19 protein-coding genes are annotated in these 17315 nt (G+C 63.5%); 17 read left to right on the top strand and 2 right to left on the bottom strand.

Going from position 1 to position 17315, the window contains the following annotated elements:
* The first annotated feature begins 143 nt into the window (after positions 1-143).
* The 5 genes from EPD66_RS08015 to EPD66_RS07995 are packed head-to-tail and all read left to right on the top strand — an operon-like array spanning position 144 to position 4790.
* Positions 144-2702: a heavy metal translocating P-type ATPase gene (locus tag EPD66_RS08015; RefSeq protein ID WP_142847969.1), complete on the top strand. Its 2559-nt coding sequence runs from the start codon at positions 144-146 to the stop codon at positions 2700-2702.
* Between the two features lie 51 nt (positions 2703-2753).
* Positions 2754-3017 carry a glutaredoxin family protein gene (locus tag EPD66_RS08010; protein ID WP_142847968.1) on the top strand — a complete coding sequence of 88 codons (264 nt, stop codon included), beginning with the start codon at positions 2754-2756 and terminating at the stop codon, positions 3015-3017.
* An 11-nt stretch (positions 3018-3028) separates the two neighbouring features.
* Positions 3029-4045: a 2Fe-2S iron-sulfur cluster-binding protein gene (locus tag EPD66_RS08005; RefSeq protein WP_142847967.1), complete on the top strand. Its 1017-nt coding sequence runs from the start codon at positions 3029-3031 to the stop codon at positions 4043-4045.
* 20 nt (positions 4046-4065) lie between these two features.
* Entirely contained in the window at positions 4066-4581 is a 516-nt protein-coding gene (gene cueR / locus EPD66_RS08000; protein ID WP_142847966.1) for a Cu(I)-responsive transcriptional regulator, read from the top strand.
* A 2-nt stretch (positions 4582-4583) separates the two neighbouring features.
* Positions 4584-4790, top strand: coding sequence for a hypothetical protein (locus EPD66_RS07995; protein WP_142847965.1), 207 nt, complete (start codon positions 4584-4586; stop codon positions 4788-4790).
* A 106-nt stretch (positions 4791-4896) separates the two neighbouring features.
* On the opposite strand, the gene EPD66_RS07990 is transcribed toward EPD66_RS07995, so the two are convergent.
* Entirely contained in the window at positions 4897-5301 is a 405-nt protein-coding gene (locus tag EPD66_RS07990; protein ID WP_255448414.1) for a cytochrome c, read from the bottom strand.
* A gap of 55 nt (positions 5302-5356) precedes the next feature.
* Here EPD66_RS07990 and EPD66_RS07985 point away from each other — a divergent pair, with 55 nt between their 5' ends.
* The 7 genes from EPD66_RS07985 to EPD66_RS07960 all read left to right on the top strand — a co-directional run bounded on the left by EPD66_RS07985 (position 5357) and on the right by EPD66_RS07960 (position 13422).
* Positions 5357-5833 (top strand): hypothetical protein, encoded by a 477-nt coding sequence (locus tag EPD66_RS07985; RefSeq protein WP_221930915.1) that lies wholly within the window; start codon positions 5357-5359, stop codon positions 5831-5833.
* A gap of 72 nt (positions 5834-5905) precedes the next feature.
* A complete protein-coding gene (locus EPD66_RS07980) occupies positions 5906-7414 on the top strand; it encodes a multicopper oxidase family protein (RefSeq protein ID WP_142847963.1) in 1509 nt (502 codons plus the stop codon).
* A gap of 246 nt (positions 7415-7660) precedes the next feature.
* The gene (locus EPD66_RS07975) at positions 7661-10054 is read left to right on the top strand and encodes a heavy metal translocating P-type ATPase (protein ID WP_142847962.1); all 2394 of its coding nucleotides are present in this window, start codon (positions 7661-7663) and stop codon (positions 10052-10054) included.
* A gap of 100 nt (positions 10055-10154) precedes the next feature.
* Positions 10155-10640, top strand: coding sequence for a DUF411 domain-containing protein (locus EPD66_RS07970; protein ID WP_142847961.1), 486 nt, complete (start codon positions 10155-10157; stop codon positions 10638-10640).
* Between the two features lie 316 nt (positions 10641-10956).
* Positions 10957-11088, top strand: a complete 132-nt coding sequence (locus tag EPD66_RS24585) for a hypothetical protein (protein ID WP_255448413.1) — start codon at positions 10957-10959, stop codon at positions 11086-11088.
* 7 nt (positions 11089-11095) lie between these two features.
* Positions 11096-12454, top strand: a complete 1359-nt coding sequence (locus tag EPD66_RS07965; protein ID WP_142847960.1) for an MFS transporter — start codon at positions 11096-11098, stop codon at positions 12452-12454.
* A gap of 47 nt (positions 12455-12501) precedes the next feature.
* Positions 12502-13422: a LysR family transcriptional regulator gene (locus EPD66_RS07960; RefSeq protein ID WP_142847959.1), complete on the top strand. Its 921-nt coding sequence runs from the start codon at positions 12502-12504 to the stop codon at positions 13420-13422.
* Here the strand turns inward: EPD66_RS07960 and EPD66_RS07955 are convergent.
* On the bottom strand, positions 13405-13608 hold the full coding sequence (locus EPD66_RS07955) for a helix-turn-helix domain-containing protein (protein ID WP_255448412.1): 204 nt from the start codon (positions 13606-13608) through the stop codon (positions 13405-13407). The two genes, EPD66_RS07960 and EPD66_RS07955, sit on opposite strands and share 18 nt — an antisense overlap.
* A 152-nt stretch (positions 13609-13760) precedes the next feature.
* On the opposite strand from EPD66_RS07955, the gene EPD66_RS07950 reads away from it, so the two are divergent.
* The 5 genes from EPD66_RS07950 (at position 13761) to EPD66_RS07930 (ending at position 17315) form a co-directional block, all read left to right on the top strand.
* The gene (locus tag EPD66_RS07950) at positions 13761-14063 is read left to right on the top strand and encodes a DNA -binding domain-containing protein (protein ID WP_142847957.1); all 303 of its coding nucleotides are present in this window, start codon (positions 13761-13763) and stop codon (positions 14061-14063) included.
* A gap of 123 nt (positions 14064-14186) precedes the next feature.
* Positions 14187-16175, top strand: a complete 1989-nt coding sequence (locus EPD66_RS07945) for a conjugal transfer protein TraG (protein ID WP_142847956.1) — start codon at positions 14187-14189, stop codon at positions 16173-16175.
* A gap of 10 nt (positions 16176-16185) precedes the next feature.
* Entirely contained in the window at positions 16186-16659 is a 474-nt protein-coding gene (locus EPD66_RS07940) for a CopG family transcriptional regulator (protein WP_142847955.1), read from the top strand.
* A 16-nt stretch (positions 16660-16675) separates the two neighbouring features.
* Positions 16676-16915 (top strand): DUF4160 domain-containing protein, encoded by a 240-nt coding sequence (locus EPD66_RS07935; RefSeq protein ID WP_142847954.1) that lies wholly within the window; start codon positions 16676-16678, stop codon positions 16913-16915.
* Complete coding sequence (locus tag EPD66_RS07930; protein ID WP_142847953.1) at positions 16908-17315, top strand: DUF2442 domain-containing protein; 408 nt, start codon at positions 16908-16910, stop codon at positions 17313-17315. The genes EPD66_RS07935 and EPD66_RS07930 overlap by 8 nt, the downstream gene beginning before the upstream one ends.

Raw genomic sequence — 17315 nt, 5'->3', positions numbered from 1 at the left:
CGGTCTCACGCTGCCGGATGTAGGGCTTCCAACCATGGGAAGGTCAATAGCGATTTTTCTCTTTTTGTCCTCTTGACCTTCCCATGGTTGGAAGCCCCATCTTCTGTCCGAACTGGAATTTCGGGACAAAAAAGGAGGCGGCTATGAATGCCCCCGTTCGAGCAACAGACTTGTCTGGAACGATATCACTCCCCATTGAGGGGATGACCTGTGCATCCTGCGTAGGTCGTGTCGAAAGAGCCCTCAAGGCCGTGCCTGGCGTCGCCGATGCGGTCGTCAATCTGGCGACAGAAAAGGCGAGCATCACCACGAACGCTGCGGTCGATCCTGCCACGCTCGTCAAGGCCGTGGAGGATGTAGGCTATGAGGTTGCGGCAAGCTTCTCCGCGCCAACGGCAGCCTCGCTTGAAGTGGCGATCGAGGGCATGACCTGCGCATCCTGCGTGGGACGCGTCGAAAAGGCGCTCAAGGCCGTACCCGGCGTCACCAATGCCGTCGTCAACCTCGCGACCGAGAAGGCCACGATCCAGGGCAGCGCCGATGCGGCGGCTTTGGTGGCTGCCATTGAGGGCGCGGGATACGACGCCAGGGTGATCGCCACGGCGGCAGGAACCAGCCAGGGCGAGACGGATGATCGTTCCGAAAAGAAGGAAGCGGAGCGCCGTGAACTGACGCGCGATTTCACCATCGCGGCGGTGCTGACGGTGCCTGTCTTTATCCTGGAGATGGGCTCGCACGTCGTCCCGGGCATGCATGACCTGATCGCTTCGACCATCGGCATGCAGATGAACTGGTACATCCAGTTCCTGTTGACGACCATCGTGCTGTTCGTTCCGGGTATCCGCTTTTATGACAAGGGGCTGCCCGCCCTGTGGCGGCTCGCCCCCGACATGAATTCACTGGTCGCGGTCGGCACGCTCGCCGCCTATGGCTATTCGCTGGTCGCGACCTTCGCGCCCGGTTTCCTGCCTGCCGGAACGGTGAATGTCTATTTCGAGGCAGCCGCCGTCATCGTGACGCTGATCTTGCTCGGTCGCCTGCTGGAGGCTCGTGCCAAGGGACGCACCTCTGAGGCGATCAAGCGTCTCGTTGGCCTTCAGGCCAAGATGGCGCGCGTGCGCAGGGACGGCAAGACGGTCGAACTGCCGATCGACGCCGTGCTGTCGGGAGACATCGTCGAGGTTCGTCCCGGCGATCGCATCCCGGTGGATGGCGAGGTCATCGAAGGCCAGAGCTATGTCGACGAATCGATGATCACGGGCGAACCGATCCCGGTGTCCAAAACGAATGGCAGCGAGGTCGTGGCCGGAACGGTGAACCAGAAGGGTGCCTTTGCCATCCGTGCGACGGCGGTCGGCGGCAACACCGTGCTGTCGCAGATCATCCGCATGGTCGAGGAGGCACAGGGCTCCAAGCTGCCCATCCAGGCGCTGGTCGACAAGGTGACGATGTGGTTCGTACCGGCGGTCTTCGCCGTAGCGGCCCTGACCTTCGCGGCCTGGCTCTGGTTTGGGCCGTCACCGGCACTTACATTCGCTCTGGTCAATGCCGTCGCCGTCCTGATCATCGCCTGCCCCTGCGCCATGGGTCTGGCGACGCCGACCTCGATCATGGTGGGCACGGGCCGCGGTGCGGAACTTGGCGTGCTCTTCCGCAAGGGCGAAGCGTTGCAACTGCTCAAGGACGCCAGGGTCGTCGCCGTCGACAAGACGGGCACGCTGACCGAAGGCAAGCCTGCGCTCACCGATCTGGAACTGGCCCTTGGTTTCGACCGGGCAGATGTCCTCGGTCTGGTGGCGGCCGTCGAGGCGAAGTCGGAGCATCCGATCGCCCGTGCGATCGTGGATGCGGCCGCCGGGGGGAACATCCCGCTGCCGGCCGTGTCGGACTTCGAATCGGTGACGGGTTTCGGCGTCAAGGCCGTGAGCGGCGGCAAGCGCGTCGAGATCGGCGCTGACCGCTACATGGCAGACCTCGGCCATGACGTGGCTGCCTTCGCAAAAATTGCCGAACGTCTCGGCAATGAGGGCAAGTCACCGCTCTATGCGGCGATCGACGGCAAGCTCGCGGCGGTCATCGCCGTGGCCGATCCGATCAAGGAGACCACGCCTGCGGCGATCAAGGCGCTGCACGATCTCGGCCTCAAGGTCGCGATGATCACCGGCGACAACAAGCGCACGGCAAAAGCCATTGCGGCTCGGCTGGGGATCGACGAGGTGGTGGCAGAAGTGCTGCCGGACGGCAAGGTCGACGCGGTGCGCCGCCTCAAGGCCGAGCACGGCAAGGTCGCCTTTGTCGGCGACGGCATCAATGACGCGCCGGCGCTGGCCGAGGCGGATGTGGGCCTTGCCATCGGCACCGGTACGGACATCGCGATCGAGGCCGCCGATGTGGTGCTGATGTCGGGCAGCCTGCAAGGTGTGCCGAACGCGATCGCGTTGTCGAAGGCGACGATCGGCAACATCCGGCAGAACCTGTTCTGGGCCTTTGCCTACAACACGGCTCTGGTCCCCGTTGCCGCTGGCCTGCTCTATCCGGCCTACGGCATCCTGCTGTCGCCGGTCTTTGCCGCCGGCGCCATGGCCCTGTCGAGCGTCTTCGTGCTCGGCAATGCGCTGAGGCTCAAGACCTTCCGCGCGCCCGCGCAGGCGGAAATCGGTGCAGTCCGGCCCCGTCAGCCTGAACTCGCGCCCGCGGAGTGAGAACAGGCGAGCCTGCTCCGGCAGGCTCGCCACACCTAAAGAAATGAAGCGATGACCTACACGAAAACTCCGTCGGTGGTGCTTTATACCACGCCAACCTGCCCCGATTGCCATGCGGTCAAACGCTGGCTTGTTGATCAAGGCGTCTCATTCGAAGAGCTGGACCTGTCGGATCCGCAGATCGCCGAAGAGGCGAAAGCGCGGACCGGCGTGCGCGTTGCCCCGATCACGATCATCAATGAACAGGTCTTTTACGGAACGTTCGCCGACCAGAAACCTCGCCTGGCGGAAGCCCTGTCATCGGGTGCCGCTTGAGGGAGATCGTCATGGCAAGACAAATCGAAATTCGGCAGGCGGGGCGCATCATCGACGTGCCGGATGGCCGAACCATTCTGGAGAGAGCGCTGGAAGAAGGGATCGCATATCCTCATGGATGCCGTTCGGGCCGCTGCGGCTCGTGCAAGTCCCGACTGCTCAGCGGCGAGGTCGATCTTCTGCCGCATACACGCTTTTCCCTGACGGACGATGAGCGGGCTGAGGGATTGATCCTTGCATGCCGCGCGCAGCCGCTCACGGATTGCACCGTCGCGTGGCTCGATGAGGAGGAAGAACAGCTTGATCTTCCCGTCCGCACCTATCGGACGCGGGTCGTCGCGATCGATGACGCAACCCACGACATCCGGCAGATCAGGCTGGAGGTCGAAACGGAAGAGGCCATCGCGTTCAAGGCGGGCCAGTATGCGCAGCTGACGTTCGATGGTGTTCCGGCGCGCGACTATTCGATGGCGAACCAGCCGGGTCGATCCTGCCTCGAATTTCACATAAGGCATGTCCCCGGCGGAGCGACCAGCGAACACGTCGCCAGGTCGCTCAAGGTCGGTGACGAGGTTTCGGTTCGCGGGCCGCTCGGCAGCTCGTTTCTGCGCGAACAGCATACGGGTCCAATTCTGGCGGTTGCCGGCGGGTCGGGACTGGCGCCGATCAAGTCGATTGTCGAAACGGCGTTGGCAAGCGGCCTGCAACAGCCGATCCATCTCTATTTCGGGGCGCGGACGGAACGCGATCTCTATCTCGTCGACCATTTCAGTCTTCTGGCGAGCGCCTACGACAACCTCACTTTCACACCCGTGCTTTCGGAAGTGAGGCGATCCGATCACTTCCGAACTGGGTTGGTAACGGATGCGATCGTGAGTGACGTGCAGGACCTCGATGGCTGGAAGGCATATATGGCCGGACTGCCTGCCATGATCGATGCTGCCGGCATCATGCTTCGCGAGTTGGGCTTGCGCGGCGAGGACATACATGCGGACGTGTTTTTTACGCCCGAAGAAGCACCTACATAAATCGAAGAAAGGAACCAGCGATGAACATCGGAAAGGCAGCGGCGGCATCGGGCGTCTCGGCGAAGATGATCCGCTACTACGAATCGATCGGATTGATCGCGGAAGCGTCGCGAACGGATAGCGGATACCGGGATTACTCCGACAAGGACGTGCATACTTTGCGTTTTATCAGGCGTGCGCGCGATCTCGGTTTCTCGGTCGAGAAAATGACGGAATTGCTTGCCCTGTGGCGAGACCGGAGCCGGGCGAGCGCGGACGTCAAGCGCGTGGCGCTCGAGCATGTCGAAGAACTTGAACGGAAGGCGCGCGAACTCAGGGAAATGAGCATGATGCTCAAGCATCTGGCCGAGAACTGCCGGGGCAATGCCCGGCCGGACTGCCCGATCATCGATGAACTGTCCGCGACTGATGGTCCTGAAACCAGCCCCACGCGCACCCGCGATCGTTCGGGCGCGACAGGGAACAGGTTCGAGCACACGAGGCCCGTCGTTTCGGCGAAGGCGAAACTGAGCGGCCACGGCGCCAGGAAGCAATAGCCATGACGCTTGCCGGCGAAATCCTGCACCTGTTCAAACGGGCGTGCTCGGACGGCGACATGGAAGTTGCCGAGAAGCTATTGCAGGCTCTTGAACTGATTGATGCGCGAGGGCTCGGCGCCACAGCTTCGCACAAGCCGTTGTCTCGAGCTTACCTGGCTATTGGTGAACTTCCTGTGTCTCCGAAAAAATGTCAGCGGCATCATTAAGACATCATCCGTTCAGTGAGGCCCAAGGATGGATGAGCCGGAAACGGGACGGGTCAATGCCGACTTCGCAGGTCAACAACTGCCCGCGTAGGCGGGACTCCGAACCTCAGCGGCGGCGGGAAACCTCCTCCTGATATCCGCGCTCTCGTTCCGGCCAGGTACTCTTGATAAAAGCGAGGACAGCCCGGATCTCGCCGTCGCTCAGGGCATCGGCAAAACCAGGCATGTCGCTCTCATAGCTCCCTCCGACGATGGCCGCTGTACCCTCCTTGACGATGCGGAACAGCATCTCATCGGCATGGTGCCAGGTGTGGCCGCTTTCGTCGTGCGGCGGTGCGGGGAGCCGACCAGAGGGAAGCGGCGAGCGCCAGTCCGGCTGCCCTTCCAGATTCGCGCCGTGGCAAGACGCGCATTGATCCGCATAGACTTGTCGGCCCTGCTCGACGACCTCCGCTGATGCCGCAACGGTGGACCCGGAACGGGCGTAATGCCATCCAGCCAATGTTGCCACGATCGCACCTCCGAGGAGCGACCCTGACCAGAAAGTAATTTGGAGCTTCTTTCGCATGGCACGCATGTTCAGTAGCGAGGAATTGCAACTCACGAGAGAGTCAAGAAGACTTGCCAGAGGTGCGACGCCATCTGCAATAGACATTCCGGTAAGCAGCGCCTATCTTTCCAGTATGTTTGCGCGTGTTGTATCCATGCTTGCCATAGTCGCGGTCGCCGTCATGACGATGGTGCTCTCCGCGCACGCTGTACGCATGAGCATAACGCCAGATCAAGCTGTTCATGTGAACGAGATGATGAACTCCGCAGCCGGCATCGAGCCTGCATGCAGCAGCAAACACTGCGGATCGGCAGATATGGATGCGGGAACCTGTGAACTGGTTTGTGCAGGTTTTTCGCTCTTTCTCATATCACCGAGCAGTGGTTCTGGAAACCAATACACGCCAACCATCTATGTCCTGCCGCCTGATGCAAGCATCGCCGGTCGGGCGCTTGGTCTGAACGAGCGTCCTCCGAAGATCCGTCTCCTCTGATCGCGCCCGGGCTTCGGCCCGTGGTCTTCCGACAGCTTTGAGAAACGGGACTGCTGTCCCGAGGAGACGACCATGAATACCCTTTCACGACGCGGCTTTCTCGCCGCTGGCGCAGCCATGCTGGCCTACGCTCATGTGCCCCGGATGGCGACAGCGCAGGACGCCACGCCGCTGTCGCTTCGCGCCGCCAGCCGGACGCTGGACATCGACGGACGCGCCGCCACTGTCTGGGGTCTTGCCGGGCCATCAGGACAGGGCCTGACACTCGATCCCGGCATGGCCTTCCGGGTGGATCTAACAAACGAACTCGATACCGCCACACTGATTCACTGGCACGGCCAGATCCCGCCCAATGCGCAGGATGGCGTGCCCGACATGCCCTTGCCGATGCTCGCCCCCGGCGAGACACGCGCCTATGACTTCGCACCTCTGCCTGGCACCTACTGGATGCACGCGCATGTGCCGCTGCACGAGATGCGCCTTCTGGCCGCGCCACTGATCGTGCGCAGCGCCGAGGATGTCGCGGCTGACCGGCAGGAGGTGGTGCTGTTTCTGCATGATTTCTCGTTCAAGGCGCCCGAGGAGGTGATGGCTGACATCAAGTCCGGCCATGGCGCCACGGGCAGTCACGGAAGCGGCGAAGGCGCAGGCACGAGCGGAATGTCCGGTATGGACCACGGCGCGATGGGAAACATGCCGATGAATGGCATGGATCACGGCGCCATGGGTGGCATGATGGGAATGGGGTCCATGGACAATATGGCGATGGACCTCAACGACTACGACTGGGACGCCTATCTTGCCAACGATCGCACGCTCTCGGACCCGGAAGTGGTGCAGGTCGAGCGCGGCGGGCGTATCCGCCTGCGGGTTATCAACGCCGCTGCGGCGACTGTGTTCTGGCTCGACACCGGCGAAGCGCAGGCCCGGCTCGTCGCGGTTGATGGCCATGCCGTTCAGCCACTCTCCGGCACGAGGTTCGGTCTGGCCATGGGCCAACGGCTCGACCTTGAGATCGACCTGCCTTCGGAGGGCGGTGCCTGGCCGATCCTCGCGCTGCGAGAAGGCGCGCCGGAGCGCACCGGTCTGATCCTTGCCACTCCGGGCGCCGAGATACGGCACATTGATGCTTTGGCAGAAACCGAAGCACCGGCCTTTGACACCGACCTTGCGCAGGAGACGCGCCTGATCGCCTCTGAGACCTTGCCGGACCGGCCGGTGGACCGCAGCCACATGGTGATGCTGGGCGGCTCGATGCAGCCCTATGTGTGGACGATCAACGGTGCCGTCTGGGGCCAGCATCGCCCGGTTACCGCGAGGCGCGGCGAACGGATCGTGCTGTCCTTCCACAATATGTCGATGATGGGTCACCCGATGCATCTCCACGGCCATGTGTTCCAGGTCGTCGGGCTGAATGGACGTGCGGTCACGGGCGCGCGGCGGGACACGGTGTATGTGCCGCCGATGTCGATGGTCGACGTGGCACTCGATGCCGGAGAAGCCGCGCGCTGGATGCTGCATTGCCATCATATGCCGCATCTTGAAACAGGCATGATGACCGAATTCGCGGTCAGCGCATAGGCGGCGCTGGCAGAGGACGCCGGCACCGGCGTCCTCCTTTGGCAACAAGGAGTGAACTCATGTCAATGTCTAACGGTGGCCATGCCGGCCACATGTCCGCGAGTGGTGATCGCAAAGCACTCGTCATTTCGGGCTGGCTCACCGCTGATGGCAGGAACTCTGGACTCCGATCACCTCTTGACCTTCCAACGGTTGGAAGGCGCAGAATAGGCAAAGAGCAAGCTTAGACGCCGAGGACGCGTGAAAATGGCCAGCAAGACCGAACACGATCATCAGAACCAGAGACACGCTCATACCGCCCAAGGTCATGCGCATGATCACGCGGCCGTCGCGCAGGACGACACGCACAAGGTCAAGGACCCGGTTTGCGGTATGATGGTCGATCCCCACACGACCCAGCACAAGGCCGAGCATGCCGGTCGGCCCTATTACTTCTGCTCTGCCGGATGCCATGCGAAGTTTCTGGCCGACCCCGACCGCTATCTCGATCCGGCAGTGGCGGCGGCGAAGGAAGAACCGGTTCACGAGGGAACGGTCTATACCTGCCCGATGCATCCCGAGATCAGGCAGGTCGGCCCCGGATCATGCCCGATTTGCGGCATGGCGCTGGAGCCGGTGCTGGTCAGCCTTGAGGCCGAACCCAATGTCGAACTGATCGACATGACGCGCCGCTTCTGGATCGGCCTTGTTCTGGCGATCCCGGTATTCGTTCTCGAGATGGGCGGGCATCTGTTCGGTCTGACTCACACCATCGGCCAGCAGGTCTCGAACTGGCTGCAACTGATCCTCGCAACGCCAGTCGTTCTCTGGGCGGGCTGGCCGTTCTTCCAGCGTGGCTGGCAGTCGCTCGTCAACCGCAGCCTCAACATGTTCACACTGATCGCCATGGGCACGGGAACGGCGTGGATATACAGCGTGGTCGCCACGCTGGCGCCGGGCATCTTCCCAGATGCATTCCGCCAGCATGACGGCTCGGTCGCGGTCTATTTCGAGGCGGCCGCGGTCATCACTGTGCTCGTGCTGCTCGGGCAGGTGTTGGAATTGCGGGCGCGCGCGAGCACCAGCGGCGCGATCCGGGCGCTGCTCGACCTCGCCCCCAAGACCGCCCGGATCATTCGTGACGACGGCACCGAGGAGGAGGTTCAACTCGACACCGTTCATGTCGGCGACCGCCTGCGGGTGCGTCCCGGCGAGAAGGTGCCGGTCGATGGCGAAGTTCTGGAAGGACGCAGCGCCGTCGATGAATCGATGGTGACTGGCGAGTCGATGCCGGTCACCAAGGAGGTGGGCGCCACCGCCATCGGCGGCACCATGAACCAGTCCGGCGCGCTGGTGATCGAGGCGAAGAAGGTCGGCCGCGACACCATGCTGTCGCAGATCGTCCAGCTCGTCGCCGAGGCGCAGCGTAGTCGCGCGCCGATCCAGCGCCTCGCCGATCAGGTGTCGGGCTGGTTCGTGCCGACGGTGATCGTGGTCGCAGTCCTTGCCTTCATCGCCTGGTCGATCTGGGGACCGGAGCCGCGCTTCTCTTTCGGTCTGATCGCGGCGGTTTCCGTGCTGATCATCGCCTGTCCCTGCGCGCTCGGGCTGGCGACGCCGATGTCGATCATGGTCGGTGTCGGGCGTGGCGCACAGGCGGGCGTGCTGATCAAGAACGCCGAGGCGCTGGAGCATATGGAGAAGGTCGATACCATCATAGTCGACAAGACCGGTACGCTGACCGAGGGCCGGCCCGCCGTCACCGCCATCGTTCCTGCGCCGGGGTTCACCGAGGAGGAGTCCCTGCGGCTTGCCGCCAGCGTGGAGCGGGCCAGCGAGCATCCGCTGGCGCTCGCCATCGTGCGCGCGGCCGAGGAGCGCGGGATCGTGACCGCATCAGTCACGGATTTCGACTCCCCGACCGGCAAAGGCGCTTACGGCACGGTCGAGGGCAAGCGCATCCCCCTTGGCAATGCAAAGTTCCTGGCCGAACAAGGCGTCGATGTCGCGCCGCTGGCCGATGAGGCCGACCGGCTGCGCGAGGACGGGGCAACCGCGATCTTCATGGGAGTGGAGGGCCGGGTTGCTGCCATCTTCGCCATCGCCGATCCGGTCAAGCCCTCGACGCCGGAGGCGCTTGCCGCGCTGAAGGCGCAGGGAATCCGGGTGGTCATGCTGACCGGCGACAACTGGACGACGGCGAAGGCGGTCGCCCGCCAGCTCGGCATCGACGAGGTCGAGGCCGAGGTACTGCCCGATCAGAAAAGCGCGGTGGTGCAGCGGCACAAGGCGGCGGGCGAGGTTGTCGCGATGGCGGGCGACGGCGTCAACGACGCGCCGGCGCTCGCCGCCGCCGATGTCGGCATCGCCATGGGCACCGGCACCGATGTGGCGATGGAGAGCGCGGGCGTCACGCTGCTGAAGGGCGATCTGACAGGCATCGTCCGCGCGCGGCGGCTGTCGGAGGCGGTCATGGGCAACATCCGCCAGAACCTGTTCTTCGCCTTCATCTACAACGCCTTGGGCGTGCCGGTGGCGGCGGGCGTGTTGTACCCATTCTTCGGCATCCTGCTGTCGCCGATCATCGCAGCGGCCGCAATGGCGCTGTCGTCGGTCAGTGTCATCGCCAATGCTGCGCGTTTGCGGAGGGTGAAGCTGTGACGATGGGAGTGTCGCGGGCTTCGATTTGCTGCTCACCCCTTTGTGCGCCGCATGCGGACCGTGACAGCGAGACAATGAATCCATGAAACGAGGTTTGACGATGAGAATCGATCACCACATCAGCCGGCGCACCGTTCTGACGGCCGCCGGCGCGCTGCCCCTGCTGATGACCATGGCAGGATCGGGACATGCCGAAACGCTGCCCCTGGTGAACGTCACCAAGGATCCATCCTGCGGCTGCTGCGATGGCTGGGTCGCGCATATCGAGGCCGCAGGCTTCCCGGTGCAAGTGGTAGAATCCACCGACATGGACCGCCTCAAGCAGCGGCTCGGCGTGCCAGCCGATATGGCATCGTGCCACACCGCCGAGGTGGGGGGCTATGTGGTCGAGGGCCATGCGCCTGCCGCGGCGATCCGCCGCCTGCTGGCCGAGCGGCCTGACGCGACGGGGCTGGCCGTGCCCGGAATGCCTGCCGGTTCGCCCGGCATGGATTTTCCCGGAGTCGATCCCGAGCCCTATGAAGCGTTCCTGTTCGGCCCGACCACCCGGAGCTTCGGACGCTTTCTCGGGCCACGGGAAATCTAAGTCAGAGGCACCACATGACTGCCCCGCCTCCCCAATGACCCACATCGACGAGGACCATGCCGATGACTAGCGAAAATCAGCGGAGCATCCGAAGCACGTCGCGATTTCGGCACTCGCGTCTTTGGCTCTGCATGGAAGGTTCATCGTTCCGCTTCCTGTCTGAGCGGTAGTACGAAGGTTGAACCTGCTGCTTTCAATCGAGTGCGAGTTTGGTTTGGGTTGTTGGAAATCAAGATGAAATAGGGTCTTGACCTTCCAACCCTTGGAAGGCGCACGGTGCTGTTTGACACCCGTTGACGAAGGTTAGGAGGCGGCAATGAGCGTTCCGGTGAAGAACAATTTCTCGGTTGAAAGGAAATTCAGCCCGCCGGTCGAAGGCACGACCTGCGAGCGCTTCGACGTGATCCTGTTTGGATCGGCGGGGCGCGAAGTTTCCGCCTGCCGTTAGGATCACCATGCTTTCGATCCTCGCCAACCGAACTTATCGAAATCTCTTCGCTGCGCAGGTTCTCTCCCTGATCGGGACGGGCCTCACGACCGTCGCGCTCGGCCTGCTCGCTTACGATATCGCCGGCGCGGATGCGGGCCAGGTGCTGGGCGTGGCGCTGGCCGTCAAGATGATCGCCTATGTTGGCGTTTCCCCCTTTGCCGGCGCCTTGGCCGGCTGGATGCCGCGCCGCGCATTGCTCGTCACTCTTGATCTCATTCGGGCAGGGATGGTCCTGCTGCTACCCTTTGTCTCGGAGATCTGGCAGATCTATGTGCTGGTCTTCCTGTTCCAGTCCTGCTCGGCGGCGTTCACGCCGACTTTCCAGGCGACAATCCCCGATGTACTTCCTGATGAGGAGGAATACACGGCCGCGCTCTCCATGTCGCGGCTGGCCTATGATCTCGAATCCCTTGCCAGCCCTCTACTCGCGGCGTTGCTCCTGACGGTCATCAGCTTCCACTGGTTGTTCGTCGGAAATGCCATCGGCTTTGTGGCGTCGGGTATCCTGGTGCTGTCGGTCACGCTGCCCGTCGTGAAGGCCGTTCAGCGCAGCTTCGTGGAGCGGTTGACACGCGGCGCCTGGATTTACTTCTCGACTCCCCGCTTGCGTGGGTTGCTGGCCCTCAGCTTTGCCGCGGCGGCATCAGGCGCAATGGTGATCGTGAACACGGTGGTCATCGTTCGTGCAGGCTTCGGGGGCACGGAAGGTGACGTGGCATGGTTCTTCGCTGCCTATGGGGCTGGTTCCATGGTCGTCGCCATCGCCTTGCTTAAACTCCTCAAAGGCAGATCACCGCGCGGCGTCATGATCACGGGCGCAGTGGCTTTGCCGGTGTTGCTCGCGATCGCCGCGTTTTACCAGAACTGGTGGTCGATTCTGGTTCTTTGGCTCTTGCTGGGCGCTGCCGGTTCCGCTGTCATGACGCCAGGTGGTATCCTGCTGCGTCGCTCCGCACACCCGGAAGATCGGCCGTCGCTGTTCGCTGCGCAGTTCGCGCTGTCGCATGCTGGATGGCTCGTGACCTATCCGCTGGCGGGTTGGCTCGGCGCAAGTTTCGGGATGACGATAGCTTTCGCGGTGTTGGCCATCGCGGCTGGATCTGGCGCGATCGCAGCCATGCGGCTCTGGCCCGCAAATGATCCCGATATCATCGAGCACGATCACCACGAAATCGAGCACAGCCATCCGCTCGACGCCGGGACCGATCATGCGCCGCCGCTCCTTGGCAATGCTGACGGAAACCGCGTCCATCGCCATGGGCCGATCCGCCACGCTCACCCCTACATTATTGATGATCACCATCAAAACTGGCCAAAGGGGTAGCGATGCGTCGGCGTCGATCAGCACTCATGATTGATCGCCAAGGGGGCATGCCGACTGCGCTGGGGTCGCGCATCCCCCTTGCGTCGCTGATTCAGGCGCTCGCCGTCGCCGAATATCTCAGCTTCTACCGCGCTGCCCAGGCACTCGGCACCAGCCAGTCGAGCGTCAGCGCCCGGATCAGGGCATTGGAGGAAGAACTTGGCATCCTCCTGTTCGAGCGCAACACGCGAGGCGTCCGGCTCACCGAAGCCGGACGCCTGTTTGTCGAACGGGTGTCGGCCGGCGTCGATCAACTCGACCATGCCGTGAAGACCGCCGGCATGGCGGCGCAAGGGGAGTGCGGCCGGCTGCGCATCGGCATCCATGCCCTGATCCCGCGCAGCTTCCTCGCCGAACTGATCGGGCAATATCGCGAAGACCATCCCGGCATCGACGTGGAGATTATCGAAGGCACGGCCCGCGAGGCGGTGATGCAGCTTCGCGCCGACCGGGTGGATATAGCGTTCGTCGCCGGCACGCCGGAGCTGCCCGACTGCCATACCCGACCGATCTGGACCGAACCACTTCTGGCCGTGCTGCCGGAGGGGCATCAGCTCGCCGGGAAGCCTGCCGTCACCTGGGCCGATCTGGCGGGCGAGACCTTCCTTGTCCGGCACGGCGGCACCGGCCCGCAGGTGCATGACCATATCGTTCTGCGCCTCGCCGGGCGCTGGCCCGCGCCGTCGATCCTGCGCTTCGACGTGGGGCGCGGCACGCTGCTTTCCATGGTGGGAAAGAGCTTCGGCATCACCATCGTCGGCGCGGCAACGTCCCTGCTGCCGACGACCGGCATCGTCTTCCTGCCGTTCGCCGATGAACTGGAGCCGGTTCCGTTCTCGGCCGTCTGGTCGCCGTCCAACCGTAGCGCGGCATTGAACAACCTGCTCACCCTCGCAGGCAAGATGGGACGGTCAGCCCGACCCCTCTGACCTTTTCAGCAATTCGCCGGGCTCGATCCCAAGGGCATCGGCAATCTGGCCGAGAACGGTCACGCTCGCGGACACGTCGCCGCGTTCGATAGCCCCGACATAGCGCATGCTCAGCCCGGCGCGGTCGGCCAGTTCCTCTTGCGTCAGCTTTTTATCATGACGTGTCCGACGCAGATTTTTCGCCATGACCTCCTTGAGATCCATGACGAGAGGGGAACCAGCATAGGAACGATCATTCTAGGAATGATCGTTCCTAATCGTCCGGCGCTATGCTATTCATCCGCCATATTGGCCGTGCGCAACTGTTCTTCGCATCGCCCCCGAGAAGGACAACACTCATGAGCGTGCGCCCGGAACTTGATCCCGATGTAGAGGATAAGGCTCCGACCGGCCCTGCCATCACCACCTACGACGAAGAGCATTTCGTGACCTATCTTCGGCTGCTCGACGCGGAGGCGGAAGGGGCCGACTGGAGGGAGGTGGCGCGGATCGTCCTCCACCGCGATCCCGTCACGGACGAGACCAGCACACGCCATTGCTGGGAAAGCCATCTTGCCCGCGCGCAATGGATGGCGAATCAGGGCTACCGCAGAATCCTCGAACAAGCCTGCGACGAAGAACGGCGGGGCCGGACGCACTGACCCGACCCGTCCTATTTGCCGCCGATAGTATCCGGTAGCCCTCCGGCATCCTCTTTCCTGTTGCCTGTCCCATAATTGCCTACTCTCTGATCGGCTCCGTCCCTTTTGCAGACTGGAGCCTGGATGCGCGGAGGCCGAATCTTATGGGGCCAGATGGTGGTGGTTGCCACCATCGTTCTGGTGATGACGTGGGCGGCGACGCAATGGACGGCGTTCCGCCTCGGCTTCCAGTCCCAGCTTGGCAATCCGTGGTTCGAGCTGGTGGGCCTGCCGGTCTATTATCCGCCCGCCTTCTTCTGGTGGTGGTTTTCCTTCGACGCTTATGCGCCCGCGATCTTCGTGGAGGGCGGCATCATCGCGGTATCGGGCGGCTTCCTCGCCATCGCCGCCGCCATCCTCATGTCGATCATCCGGGCGCGAGAGGCGCGCAACGTCGCTACCTACGGTTCAGCGCGATGGGCCGAGGAAAGGGAAATCCGTGCGGCAGGATTGCTCGGCCCCGATGGCGTCGTACTTGGCAGGCATCCCAATGACTATCTGCGCCATGACGGTCCCGAGCATGTCCTTTGCTTCGCCCCGACCCGCAGCGGCAAGGGCGTCGGCTTGGTCGTCCCGACGCTGCTGACCTGGCCGGGAAGCTGTATCGTCCATGACATTAAAGGGGAGAATTGGACGCTGACAGCGGGCTTTCGCGCGCAGCACGGCCGCGTCCTGCTGTTCGACCCCACGAACGCGAAGTCCGCCGCCTACAATCCGCTGCTCGAAGTCCGGCAAGGCGAATGGGAAGTCCGCGACGTTCAGAACATCGCGGATATTCTGGTGGACCCGGAAGGCAGCCTCGACAAGCGCAACCATTGGGAAAAGACCAGCCACAGCCTGCTTGTCGGCGCAATCCTGCATGTTCTCTATGCCGAACCGGACAAGACGCTGGCGGGCGTCGCCAATTTCCTGTCCGACCCGCGCCGCCCCGTCGAGGCGACCTTGCGCGCGATGATGGACACGCCGCACCTGGGCGAAGCCGGTGTTCATCCCGTCATCGCGTCGTCGGCGCGGGAACTGCTCAACAAGAGCGAGAACGAGCGGTCGGGCGTTCTCAGCACCGCCATGTCCTATCTCGGCCTCTACCGCGATCCCGTGGTGGCGCGCGTCACGGCGCGGTGCGACTGGCGCATTGCCGATCTGGTCGGCAGCAAGGAGCCGGTCAGCCTCTACCTTGTCGTGCCGCCGTCCGACATCAACCGGACGAAGCCGCTGATCCGGCTGATCCTAAACCAGATCGGCAGGCGGTTGACCGAGGATTTGAACACGTCCGGCAAGCGCCACCGCCTGCTGCTCATGCTGGATGAGTTTCCCGCACTCGGCCGGCTCGACTTCTTTGAATCGGCGCTCGCCTTCATGGCCGGCTACGGGATGAAATCCTTCCTGATCGCGCAGAGCCTCAACCAGATCGAGAAGGCATACGGCGCAAACAACAGCGTCTTGGACAACTGCCACGTCCGCGTCGCCTTCGCCACGAACGACGAGAGGACCGCGAAACGGATCAGCGAAGCACTCGGCACCGCGACCGAGATGCGCGATTCCACCAACTACGCCGGGCATAGGCTGGCCCCGTGGCTCGGGCATTTGATGGTGTCGCGGCAGGAGACGGCCCGGCCGCTGCTCACGCCAGGCGAGGTGATGCAGCTTCCGCCATCCGACGAAATCGTCATGGTCGCGGGAACGCCGCCGATCCGGGCCATCAAAGCTCGCTATTTCGAGGATGCGCGGTTCATGGAACGCATCCTGACCCCGCCCGATCCGGCAGCCGGTCCCGCCGCAGCGAACCCGTCATCCGACGATTGGTCGAGCCGCGTGGTCGCAGCGGCGGGCCATCCCGCGACAGACGCCAGCGATAGGGCCGAAGGCGACCCGGCCAATGCCGGAATCCGCCGCGAGCCGGAATTGCCCGAGCATGAGGAAATCGTCGCGCCGCCGCCGTCGCCCACGCAGGAGTTCGACATTCTGGACGACGAACCGGACGTGGATGCGGCCAAGGCCCGCGCCATGCGCCAGCGCATGCGGATGGTCGCGCGGCAGGTCGCCATGAACCCTGATGACGGCATCGAGCTTTGAAGGAACGCCCATGACCACCCGCACCCGCATGAACGTCTATTTCGACCCGGAACTGCTCGAACAGGTCGAGATGTTGGCCCTGCGCCGGCAAGTGTCGAAATCCGCCATCGTCGAGGCCGCCGTAGCTTCCTTCCTGTCCGGCGACGCGGCGGATCGGCTGGAGGCGGCCATGTCGCGCCGCCTGGACAGGCTCGGCCGCCAGATCGACACGCTCGACGTAGATCTCGCCGTGCTCGGCGAGACCGTCGCGCTGTTCGTCCATTTCTGGTTGACCATCACCCCGCCGCTGGCAGATACGGCGCAAGCCTCGGCGCGCGCCAAGGGCGTCGAGCGGTTCGAGGGCTTCATGCTGACCCTCGGCAAGCGCCTTGCGACGGGCGACAGGTTTCTCAAGGAACTGTCCCGCGACATGCCCGCACTATCCATGCAGGATGGCGCGGTCGGCGAGATGGCTGCCGATGATTCCTTGAAAAACCCATCGTGATAGGTTATCTGGTTCTATGGTTACGATCCACCGCGCGCATGGGCTGCGCATCGTCATCTACACCGACGACCACGAGCCTGCCCATGTGCATGTGTTCGGCGATGGCCACGCCAAGATCAATCTGACCGGACCCGATGGCGGACCGGAACTGGTCTGGGCGGAGGACATGAAGCGGAACGAGGTGCGCCGCGCGATGGCCGTCGTGACCGAACACAGGGACGTGTTCCTGGCGCGATGGAGAGAGATACATGGTTGACCTGACCGATACCGCAATCGACGCCGCGCTGGAGCGGGGCTGCGCCGCACACGCCAACGAGCCGCGTGCGGCGGCTGCGCGCTATGACCGCTCTTCCGGTCGCGTGATCGTCGATCTTGAGAACGGTTGCACCTTCGCCTTTCCGCCACGTCTGGCGCAGGGGCTTGAGGCCGCGTCCGACGACCAGCTCGCCGCCGTCGAAATCCTCGGCCGGGGCTATGGCCTGCATTGGGAGGAACTGGACGTTGACCTTTCTCTGCCGGGCCTGATGGCGGGCCTCTTCGGCACGAAGGCATGGATGGTCCGCCGCGCCGGGCAAGCGACCTCGGCGGCCAAGGCCGCCGCGTCCCGCGCGAACGGAGCCAAGGGCGGGCGCCCACGCAAGGCGGCGAATCGGTAA

Origin of the sequence: Telmatospirillum sp. J64-1, assembly GCF_006980715.1 — a bacterium.
GTDB lineage: Bacteria > Pseudomonadota > Alphaproteobacteria > Rhodospirillales > Magnetospirillaceae > Oleiliquidispirillum > Oleiliquidispirillum nitrogeniifigens.
The sequence above is the reverse complement of the archived record's forward strand: the minus strand, read 5'-3'. Positions and strand labels throughout refer to the sequence as shown.

What these genes read in the sequence shown, in the direction of transcription:
- EPD66_RS08015 (WP_142847969.1), top strand. Translation starts at nt 144, where the DNA reads ATGAATGCCCCCGTTCGAGCAACAGACTTGTCTGGAACGATATCACTC.
- EPD66_RS08010 (WP_142847968.1), top strand. Translation starts at nt 2,754, where the DNA reads ATGACCTACACGAAAACTCCGTCGGTGGTGCTTTATACCACGCCAACC.
- EPD66_RS08005 (WP_142847967.1), top strand. Translation starts at nt 3,029, where the DNA reads ATGGCAAGACAAATCGAAATTCGGCAGGCGGGGCGCATCATCGACGTG.
- cueR (WP_142847966.1), top strand. Translation starts at nt 4,066, where the DNA reads ATGAACATCGGAAAGGCAGCGGCGGCATCGGGCGTCTCGGCGAAGATG.
- EPD66_RS07995 (WP_142847965.1), top strand. Translation starts at nt 4,584, where the DNA reads ATGACGCTTGCCGGCGAAATCCTGCACCTGTTCAAACGGGCGTGCTCG.
- EPD66_RS07985 (WP_221930915.1), top strand. Translation starts at nt 5,357, where the DNA reads ATGGCACGCATGTTCAGTAGCGAGGAATTGCAACTCACGAGAGAGTCA.
- EPD66_RS07980 (WP_142847963.1), top strand. Translation starts at nt 5,906, where the DNA reads ATGAATACCCTTTCACGACGCGGCTTTCTCGCCGCTGGCGCAGCCATG.
- EPD66_RS07975 (WP_142847962.1), top strand. Translation starts at nt 7,661, where the DNA reads ATGGCCAGCAAGACCGAACACGATCATCAGAACCAGAGACACGCTCAT.
- EPD66_RS07970 (WP_142847961.1), top strand. Translation starts at nt 10,155, where the DNA reads ATGAGAATCGATCACCACATCAGCCGGCGCACCGTTCTGACGGCCGCC.
- EPD66_RS24585 (WP_255448413.1), top strand. Translation starts at nt 10,957, where the DNA reads ATGAGCGTTCCGGTGAAGAACAATTTCTCGGTTGAAAGGAAATTCAGC.
- EPD66_RS07965 (WP_142847960.1), top strand. Translation starts at nt 11,096, where the DNA reads ATGCTTTCGATCCTCGCCAACCGAACTTATCGAAATCTCTTCGCTGCG.
- EPD66_RS07960 (WP_142847959.1), top strand. Translation starts at nt 12,502, where the DNA reads ATGCCGACTGCGCTGGGGTCGCGCATCCCCCTTGCGTCGCTGATTCAG.
- EPD66_RS07955 (WP_255448412.1), bottom strand. Translation starts at nt 13,608, where the DNA reads ATGGCGAAAAATCTGCGTCGGACACGTCATGATAAAAAGCTGACGCAA.
- EPD66_RS07950 (WP_142847957.1), top strand. Translation starts at nt 13,761, where the DNA reads ATGAGCGTGCGCCCGGAACTTGATCCCGATGTAGAGGATAAGGCTCCG.
- EPD66_RS07945 (WP_142847956.1), top strand. Translation starts at nt 14,187, where the DNA reads ATGCGCGGAGGCCGAATCTTATGGGGCCAGATGGTGGTGGTTGCCACC.
- EPD66_RS07940 (WP_142847955.1), top strand. Translation starts at nt 16,186, where the DNA reads ATGACCACCCGCACCCGCATGAACGTCTATTTCGACCCGGAACTGCTC.
- EPD66_RS07935 (WP_142847954.1), top strand. Translation starts at nt 16,676, where the DNA reads ATGGTTACGATCCACCGCGCGCATGGGCTGCGCATCGTCATCTACACC.
- EPD66_RS07930 (WP_142847953.1), top strand. Translation starts at nt 16,908, where the DNA reads ATGGTTGACCTGACCGATACCGCAATCGACGCCGCGCTGGAGCGGGGC.